The organism is Acidovorax sp. GW835-FHT14G06 (assembly GCF_058793595.1).
This window is the reverse complement of sequence record NZ_JBXAGA010000044.1, coordinates 1-1,972: the sequence shown is the minus strand read 5'-3', so window position 1 is coordinate 1,972 and position 1,972 is coordinate 1. Positions and strand designations below refer to the sequence as shown.

Below are 1,972 nucleotides of genomic sequence, written 5' to 3'. Positions count from 1 at the left end.
GGGGTCTCCTCGTTTTCAGTGCAATAAGTGACGGTACGAAAAGCTAGCACTGGCGCGGAGGTGGTGTTGGTAGATCGTTGATTTCATTGACTTTCCTGTTCACTTTCAAATCTGCGATTCGTGGCGTCAAACCGTGGTCGGTTTCATCCATTGGTGCCAGTTATCGATGCATTTGGCCGCGAAGGCAGGATTTGGTCAGCATAGCGGTCAACCGGGAAGCGAAACACACCCCGCAAGTTGATGCTCTCCAGCCTGGTGGGCGCAATCTTCCCGATCAGTTCCGGTGGAATGACCTGGCGGCGGTTCGACCAGCGATCCAGGACCGCCTGCATCTGTGAGGTATTCCACGCCATCACGATGTTGGCCATCAGGCTCAACGCATCGGCCACAGCCTGCATTTCATCGACACGTTTGGCCTGCGCCGGGCTGATCCGGCCGGTATAAATGGCGCGCTTGAGGGCGTTAACAGCCTCGCCCCGATTGAGCACCCGGCGCAACTCGTTCCTGAAAGCGTCCTTGACAAAGTAGTCAGCCAAAAACGCCGTACGCAGCAACCGCCCCAATTGCACGCCAGCCTCATAGATTGGATCGCCCTGGGCGGCAGAACCGAACCGCGCAAGAGCTGCCACCGCACTGGCATGTCCGCTCATGACCGAGGCTGCCAGGTGCACCAGACTATCCCAATGCTTTTCGATCAAAGCGACGTCGACATTGGCTTCGCACACCGCAGCGATTTCTGCGGGCACTTTGGTGCCGCGTGGCACAAAGAGGTGGCGCTGTTTGAGTTCCTTCAACCGCGGGCAAAGATCAAAACCAAGCAAACGGGCATGTGACATGGCAAAGTCGGTGTAGCCATGGGTATCCACAGCAAGCTGGCTGGTCTCCAGCTTTTCTTGGCGGATGACACCTTCAATGGCCACGCCCGCCTGGCGCTCATTGAGCACAAAGGGCTGCGCATGGAAGATGCCCCACCGGTCTTTTACATGGGAGTAGATTCCAATGGAAGGTGTGTTGCGCCGAGGATCAAGCCGGGCTTGCCACACCCGTTTGGTGGTCTCCATGCTCATCATGTCAGAAGATGCCAAATCGGACCGCCCCCAGGTGGCGGCAATCGGGTGTCGCTGCATGAATTCCAGCACAGCCTGGCAGGCCTGGCTCAGACGCCGTTCGTCCCGCGCCCAGCGCATGGCCTGGCGAATGCTGGTGGCAGACAATTGCGGAATCATGCGCGCGCATTCGACCGCAGTCAGACTGGTGCCGTGGGCCATGATGCCGGCATAGACCATCAGCAGCTCGTCGGTAGAGCGCGGCTCACGTCCGAGCATGATCCAGCTAAAGCGCACCTGGGCGTCAACGGCCAGAATCACTTCCGGCAATTGAACCTCACCGATGCGGTGATCCAAAGCCGCGCGCAGCTTGGTCACTTCTGGGTCTTCGTCCTCTGCGGGCAATGGCGACAAATGGAGTTCATCATCCACGCGCAGTACGCCACTGCGGGCTGCAGCGGCCACCGCATCGACACCGGCAGTTACTCTGGCCAGCAAAGGCTTCAAGAAAGTGGCAGCCTTGCTGGGTAACGATAGACGGGCATAGTGTTTCTTGGACTCTGCCTGCCAACGCTCGTCCGTGAAGAACAAGCGCGCACGACCCCGAAAGCTCAGGCTGTGCTCAATCCAGACCGAGCCATTGCGCACCGCGCGGCGCAGGGCAAACAGGGTGGCCACCTCCAACGCCTGAAACGCCCGTTCCCGGTCTGGGCTGGAGATCGAAACCTGCCAGATCATTCCCAGACTTGGTGCCACCACTTCAACTGGCAGCTTTCTGGATCCTTTGAGATATAAAGCTTGCAGCTTGGCAAGGTACTCGATGGCAGGATGCTCGCCGGTGGCCTGCCAGGGCAGCTTTGCAATGGCGACGAGCAACGACCGCACGGGGCGAATTCCATCAATCAATCCCTCGCGGACCAGGGAGG

General features: G+C 59.0%; 1 pseudogene. It reads right to left on the bottom strand.

Annotation, left to right across the window (positions count from 1 at the left end):
- Positions 1–143: 143 nt before the first annotated feature.
- Positions 144–1,972: pseudogene (locus AC1Q64_RS25630) on the bottom strand (Tn3-like element IS1071 family transposase); the annotation flags it as partial.